The sequence below is a fragment of the uncultured Romboutsia sp. genome, assembly GCF_958366745.1.
Classification (GTDB): domain Bacteria; phylum Bacillota; class Clostridia; order Peptostreptococcales; family Peptostreptococcaceae; genus Romboutsia; species Romboutsia timonensis.
On sequence record NZ_CATXCO010000124.1, the window covers coordinates 1 to 6,949 of the forward strand.

General features: G+C 24.9%; 8 protein-coding genes and 1 pseudogene. All 9 read left to right on the top strand.

What is annotated here, in order from left to right:
• Positions 1–217, top strand: a pseudogene (locus tag Q5F54_RS08815) (sporulation protein); the annotation flags it as partial.
• Between the two features lie 203 nt (positions 218–420).
• Positions 421–918 (top strand): hypothetical protein, encoded by a 498-nt coding sequence (locus Q5F54_RS08820; protein WP_071119934.1) that lies wholly within the window; start codon positions 421–423, stop codon positions 916–918.
• Positions 919–1,061: 143 nt separating this feature from the next.
• Positions 1,062–1,991 carry a hypothetical protein gene (locus Q5F54_RS08825; RefSeq protein ID WP_302334256.1) on the top strand — a complete coding sequence of 310 codons (930 nt, stop codon included), beginning with the start codon at positions 1,062–1,064 and terminating at the stop codon, positions 1,989–1,991.
• 94 nt (positions 1,992–2,085) lie between these two features.
• A complete protein-coding gene (locus tag Q5F54_RS08830) occupies positions 2,086–3,021 on the top strand; it encodes a hypothetical protein (RefSeq protein WP_302334257.1) in 936 nt (311 codons plus the stop codon).
• Positions 3,022–3,035: 14 nt separating this feature from the next.
• A complete protein-coding gene (locus tag Q5F54_RS08835; protein WP_302334258.1) occupies positions 3,036–3,746 on the top strand; it encodes a hypothetical protein in 711 nt (236 codons plus the stop codon).
• Between the two features lie 136 nt (positions 3,747–3,882).
• Positions 3,883–5,175 (top strand): NCS2 family permease, encoded by a 1,293-nt coding sequence (locus tag Q5F54_RS08840; RefSeq protein WP_302334259.1) that lies wholly within the window; start codon positions 3,883–3,885, stop codon positions 5,173–5,175.
• Positions 5,176–5,485: 310 nt separating this feature from the next.
• Entirely contained in the window at positions 5,486–5,914 is a 429-nt protein-coding gene (locus Q5F54_RS08845) for a hypothetical protein (RefSeq protein ID WP_288247820.1), read from the top strand.
• A gap of 56 nt (positions 5,915–5,970) precedes the next feature.
• The gene (locus Q5F54_RS08850) at positions 5,971–6,357 is read left to right on the top strand and encodes a hypothetical protein (protein WP_288247821.1); all 387 of its coding nucleotides are present in this window, start codon (positions 5,971–5,973) and stop codon (positions 6,355–6,357) included.
• Between the two features lie 350 nt (positions 6,358–6,707).
• Positions 6,708–6,949 (top strand): hypothetical protein (locus Q5F54_RS08855; RefSeq protein ID WP_302334260.1); only part of this gene is annotated, 242 nt, incomplete at its 3' end.

Below are 6,949 nucleotides of genomic sequence, written 5' to 3' on the forward strand. Positions count from 1 at the left end.
AAAGCCATCTACATCACAAACAAATAATACGGCTACACAAAAGCCATCTACACCACAAGCGAATAATACAGTTACACAAAAGCCAGAGACTAACAACCAAGGTAGTACAACAAAGCCAGAAAATATAAAACCTGAAGAATCAACACCGGATGTTAATAAACCTGAGGTAGAAAAAACAGAAACTGAGAAGCCTGAGGATGATAATATAAGTGAATAATTAAAAATTATATGGCCATAAATAGGAATTAACTTTAGATTATGATTTCTACTTATGGCATTTTTTTGAGTAAAGCAAATTTTTATAGAGATATCATTAAGAAACCTTAGTAAAAAATGGAGAATATACAAAAAATATGTTAAAATATAGATAAATTAAAAGTTATTACTAATAGGCAATTTAAATGCAAAGGGGAGTATTTTATGATAAACAAACTTAAAAAGGCTCTTGATAACCAAGAAAGCATAAAATCTACAATTATAATGTACGGAGAAAATGATTTTTTTGAAGAAGAAGTATTTATATTAGGGGATAATCCATTAATATGCATACCTAAAGATGAATTAAAATATTTAAAGCCAATAGACTATATTGGGAAAATAGTAGAGTATATCCCAGTAGAAATAAACGAAGAAAAAAATATGGTAATAGGTAGGATAGATAAAATATTAAATGACTACACATATCCTTTAGAAAATGAAGAGGATGTAATACTAGGTACTAAACTTCAAGGTGCTATAAAGGATTTATTTCCTACAGGATGTTTTATACCTGTATCTCCTGGTAAAGATGTTCTTTGCTATTTTTCACCATCTATAAATAAGAACATAGATGTAGAAGTTGGTTCAAAAGTATTATTTACTATAAATAAAAATTGTGATGGAAAATTTAGAGGTAAAGTTGTAGAAGTTTTAAGATAGTTTTGAATCAACGGATGTATCCAAAATACTTCGCCAACACGTTGCTCAAAGCGTTAGCAAGGATATATCGTTGGCGAAATGAAGTGTTTCCCCGACACGTCGCTTAAGCGAAGGGAATTTTTATAACTTGGGAGGAGAGATATATGTATTTTAATATATCGGACATAAAAACTTATAATATAGATGAAAGCTATAAACAATGTTTTTCAAATATAAAAAACAGTGTAGAATATAGTCTTGCTATTGATTATATGCTAGAAAGGTTTGATAAAAATATAGTTAAGGAAATTTGCTTATTTTTATATAAATTCAAATTTGCTACAAAAAAACAAATAATAAATGTAATAGGCAAAAAGTACAATATAAGCATTGATTTTAATTTTCAAGAATTAGTAGATTTTGATTTTTTCAAAGATTTCATTTTAGTAAAAGGGTTTGTAGATGAAGAATATGAAAGAAATGAAGAAAATACTATATACGCTATAGGTCCAAATGGAGTTAATTTACTTATAGAATATTTTAATATAGAAGTTCCTAGATGGGAATTTAGAAATATATCAAGAAGTGCAGATAAAGTTATAAAAAGCCTTCAAGTGGTTGATATATATATAAATATTATGGAGAGTTTTAAAGGTTTTAATATTATAAATGAAAGTGTAGGTCCTAATCAAAGAAGAGCATTAGGAGATAAACTTGATATAGATTTTGAGTGGAGTATAGGTGGTAATATAAATCAAAATTTTTTAGTTTTAATTATAAGAGATAAAGATTTAAAAGAAGGATTTAATAGAAAAATATTAAAACTAGAACATTTTCTTTCGGAAAAAGGAAAGTGGAGATATGATTATATAGATATCCAAAGAAGACCTAAAGTTATTTTTGTATGTGAAAATGAAGAAAGTGTAAAAATTATATCAAGAAAACTTAGAGGTTCATCATTAAATAAACATACTTTATTACTATATACACATGATATATTACTAAAAGAAAATTTACTAACAGATTCTAAAACTTTAAAAAAATATATAAAAGAAACTAAAAATTTAAAAGAAGAATTAATTTTAAGTAGCTAATATATAGATATGGATAGTATATATTACTTTAAGATATGAAGAACTTAATCAATATAGATAGATTTATTTAAACTTTATAAAGGGAGTTATTTTAATGGACATAGCTTTAAATAAAGATTTTGATATTATAAAAAAAGCATCATCTACAGTATTATGTAATGAGTTAAGTAGATGTGTTTACGAGGGATATAAAAAAAGTAGTAAAAGAAATTATAAAGTAACTGATAAGATGATTAGTATATTTAAATTTTTATACAAAGTAAGAATTGCAACTAAAGATCAGATAAATAGATATTTAACTTTAAATAGATATACAAATGTAAGTGAAGAGTTTTTAAATATTCTTAATATGAAATATGGGACATTATCATATGTAGATTGTAAAAATGATAAAACAACAAGAGTATATACTCCAGCAGTTGGTATGCTTTATATATTAGACAAATACACTTCATTAGAAATAAATGAAAATACAGATGAATATGTATTTCAACAAAATATAAATAATAGTTTTATAAATAAAGAACAAAGTGAAATTTTAAAGGGAATTATATTAACAGAGTTATATTTAGATATAATGCAAAATTCAGTTAATGAAGTTTTATATTTAGAAAATAGAGTAACTATTAAGCAATTTATAAAAGATGATATTGATGATGAAGAAGTAAAATTTAAATGTGACTTATTAGTATCATTTAAAATAGAAGATAAAATTCAATCTTACTTTATAAAATACATAGATAAAGATTATGATATAAGAAAATATATGGAACTTATTAAAAAGTTTGATACCTTTGTAAAGGATGAAGAGCTAGTTGACAGATATTGTATTATATCAGATAAAAAGCCTAAGCTTGTATTTATTGCTGATACACAAGAGCTTATGCAAGATTTATTTAATACAATTATAAATTATAATATAGATTTTAATAATATTTGCTTAAGTTGTTTAGATGTTGTATTTAAAGATAAGGAATCTAAAAGATTCAAAGAAGAGGATGCATTTTTAGATATAGCAGCCTATGTTTAAAGAGGGAGGTATAGATGGATAAATGTATTATGAAAAAGGCATTAATACAGGATATAGTTTTTGATGAATTTAATAAAGTTGACTATATTAATATATTTAATGCAAATGAAAATAAATACCTTAGAGTTTATAGTGAAGAAATGGGATCTATAAATATAAACACTTGTAGAAAACATAGTTTAGTTGATTATGTTGAAATAGATGATATAAAAGCATCTTTTAAAAGAGCAATTCCTATAAAGAGAAAAATGGTTTTAAATGGACTAAAAAATGAAAAAATTAAATCATGTATGGTTACAGATACAAAAGAATGGGGAGCATTTGTAAGTATAATGGGTATTTCTTGTATACTTAGAAATTGTGATTTTTCAAATGATGCAACTGCTGTTAGAGATATTTATAAAAAGGGAGATACAATAGAAGGCATTAGGTTTAGAAAGGTATCTGCTAAGGAAAGAATATCATTAGAAATGAAAGAAAAATACACAAATCCTCATTCATTAAGTGAAAGAAACTTAAAAAAAGGAAATATTATTTTAGGAATGATAAGAAATGTAAAGGAAGAGCAAAATAGATGTTTTGTAGGAATTTCTAAAGGCTTTGATTTATTAGCTAGTATACCAAATGGAGAAAAAGTTTCTGAGGGTCAAAAGGTTGTTTGTATGATATCTGGAGTAAACCTTGAAGGTTATGGTGTTAGAGGTAGGATATTAAACATTTTATAAAGTATTAAAAATAACTCATATCAAATGATATGAGTTATTTTATTGTAGATATATAGACTATATTATCAAAAAATGATAATATATAAAAGCATTAAATTGTGGGTGGGAGAGGGATATAACAACAAAGGAAAGAGGTATGCAAAACACATTAGAGAATCAAAATCAAATCATTAAGACAGAGGTATTAGCAGGATGTACTACATTTGTAGCAAGTGTATACATTATATTGACTAATGCACTGATACTATCAGATGCAGGGATAAGCCAAGATGCTGCAATGATGGCGACAATATTTACCTGTGCATTATCAACTATACTTATGGGTGTATTGTCTAACACTCCATTTATTGTAGTTCCAGGAATGGGAATAAATTCATTATTTACTTATACAATAGTAAATTCTATGGGGCTTAGCTGGCAAGAAGCTTTAGGAGCAGTGTTTGTAAGTGGTATAATATTTACAATAATAGCAAGCACCAATATTACTAAAATACTTTTAAAATCAATCCCAAATACTTTAAAACATTCTATAACAGTAGGAGTAGGATTCTTTATATTATTTATAGGACTTCAAAAGAGTGGATTAGTAGTACCAAGTGATGCTACTATGGTATCTTTAGGTAATATAACTAGTAAAGAAGCTTTATTAAGTATAATAACACTTATATTTATACTAGTGCTTCATATTAAAAATGTTAATGGAGGACTTTTAATAAGTATTATAGGTGGTACTATACTATCATTATTTATGGGAGTAACAGACATTTCTAGCATAAGCTTTAGTTCATTTAATATAGGTGCAATTAAGGATGTATTTTTAGCAATGTCACTAAAAAATGTATTGACTATACCATTTATTGTTGCAGTATTTTCAATAACTATAGTTATAGTATTTGAGAATATGGGAATATTATATGGTCAAATGGAGGCTATAGGTAAAGTTAAAGAGTTTGAAGGCCCATTTAAAGTTGCAGGTATATCAAATATAATAGCAGGTGTATTTGGAACAAGTCCTACAATAGTTGCAGCAGAAAACTTCTCGGGAATAAGCCAAGGAGCTAAAGGCAAGGTAGCTGCATTTACATCGGCAATATTATTTTTATTATCAATATTTTTAATACCAGTACTTAAACTTATTCCAAATGGTGTTATAAGTAGTGTGCTTATATTTGTAGGTATACTTATGATACAGACTTTCTTTGATATAGAAAGAGAGGATTCAATAGATTCAATAGCTATGATAATTATAATAGTTATGATACCTTTTACTTACAATATCGTAAATGGTATATCATTAGGATTCATAGCTTACACTGTTTTAAAGGTTTTAACTGGAAAGTACAAAGAAGTATCACCTAGTATGTATGTGTTAACAGCACTATTTATACTAAGTTTTATTATGAATATATCAATGGGAATAATACATTAAAATAAAATTTGTTTTATTTTGCTTATACCCATTACTTAAAAAGAGATTATCATAAATAAGTTATTATTTTGTGATAATCTTTTTTTATTAAGCGGATGTATCTATAGCGACAGTAAGGATACATCATTGGCGAAATGAAATGTTTAGTCGATACGTCGCTTGAGTGAAGTGAATTTTTTATGTTTAAAAATATTAGAATTTATTAAATAGGCGATGTTTTAAATGAGTGTTGAAAATGATACAATATAATTAACTTCGCAATTGTTATATAATGTGAATTAAATGTTATAAAAGTAGGAGGTGGGATATTATGAATAGAAAAATAGCATGGATTCTTATGATTCCAATTTGTATAATAGCACTATATTTTTTATTGGAGAGTGTTATGTATGTTCCAGAGATAACGGGGATGGAGGGTACAGGATTAGTTTTATTTATACCAATATTTGCAATAATTTGTATAGGTAATATTGTTGTTCATATCATTGCAGGTTTATTAGGTGCATTTAGTAAAAATAATGAATTATCATACAAAGATGTATTTTATAAAAAATCGGATAAGATAGCCGTAAAGATAATAAAGATAGTAGGATATTTATTTATGTTATTTTATATATTTGATATGTCAATTGGAATAGTTAATAGTAATTACTATTCAATTGTATGGAACGCTTTAGCTATGATAGTAACAGTGTTTTATGTAATATGGTTTTCAACTATCAAATTAAAATCATTTTAAGTTAATATACAATCTTAATATAATGTGAATGAAAAAGTTTATTTGGGAGAATAGATATGAAGTTATTAATAGAAAATTTATTTTGGATAATTATAATTATTTTTGGAAGTATATATTTAATATTTTTAGAAATTGAAAATTATAATAATAAAAAGTACTTAAAATATAAAATAAAATTTACTGAAGAATATATCGTTGAAATGAAAATAATAAACAAAACATTTTCTAAAGGTACTATTATGAGAATTGGTGGAGCTATACTTCCATCAGTGCTACCGAATACATATACTATTGAATTAGAATATGAAGGTAGTAATTATGAAATAAATGATAAAGAAATATTTAATTCTTATGAAATAGGTCAATTTATAAATCTAAAACTAGTTAAGAACTTAGATAAAGATAAAAATATCATAAAGTCTGACTTATTTAAAATAAGCTAAATGTACAACTGTTATATATTGTGAATGGAAGCATAATATTTATATTGTAACAAGAAAAGGGGGAATTATATTATGGTTACTATTTCAGTGGAGTTATTTTTTCAAATATTAAATACTATATTATGGATTTTTATTATATTTATTGGATATAAACTAATTTGCTATATTAGTGATTTTTTATCTAAAATAGTAAATAAATAATTATATATAGGGATAATGGTTTTAAATTTGATAAGAAAAAGAAAATATAGATAATATTAATATAATGCGTATTAACTAAAATTATAATATATATTTTAATCTATAATTTAGTAATTATTTATATGGATAAGAATTTAAGGGGGAATACAATGAAGAAAATTATAATACTTATTAATGTTATATTGTCATTAATATTTATAACGGGATGTACTAATAATGATATAGTTTTAAATACTGATGAAGAAGTATTACAATATATCAATGAAAGTGGTTTTATGGATACTATTGGAAAGGAAAATTTATCTATTATAGATACAATACAGATTGATGATTCTAAAATAGTAACTTTTTTATCAAATACAGGACAAGGATATATAGTATGTGAAAAAAA

What these genes read in the sequence shown, in the direction of transcription:
- Q5F54_RS08820 (WP_071119934.1), top strand. Translation starts at nt 421, where the DNA reads ATGATAAACAAACTTAAAAAGGCTCTTGATAACCAAGAAAGCATAAAA.
- Q5F54_RS08825 (WP_302334256.1), top strand. Translation starts at nt 1,062, where the DNA reads ATGTATTTTAATATATCGGACATAAAAACTTATAATATAGATGAAAGC.
- Q5F54_RS08830 (WP_302334257.1), top strand. Translation starts at nt 2,086, where the DNA reads ATGGACATAGCTTTAAATAAAGATTTTGATATTATAAAAAAAGCATCA.
- Q5F54_RS08835 (WP_302334258.1), top strand. Translation starts at nt 3,036, where the DNA reads ATGGATAAATGTATTATGAAAAAGGCATTAATACAGGATATAGTTTTT.
- Q5F54_RS08840 (WP_302334259.1), top strand. Translation starts at nt 3,883, where the DNA reads ATGCAAAACACATTAGAGAATCAAAATCAAATCATTAAGACAGAGGTA.
- Q5F54_RS08845 (WP_288247820.1), top strand. Translation starts at nt 5,486, where the DNA reads ATGAATAGAAAAATAGCATGGATTCTTATGATTCCAATTTGTATAATA.
- Q5F54_RS08850 (WP_288247821.1), top strand. Translation starts at nt 5,971, where the DNA reads ATGAAGTTATTAATAGAAAATTTATTTTGGATAATTATAATTATTTTT.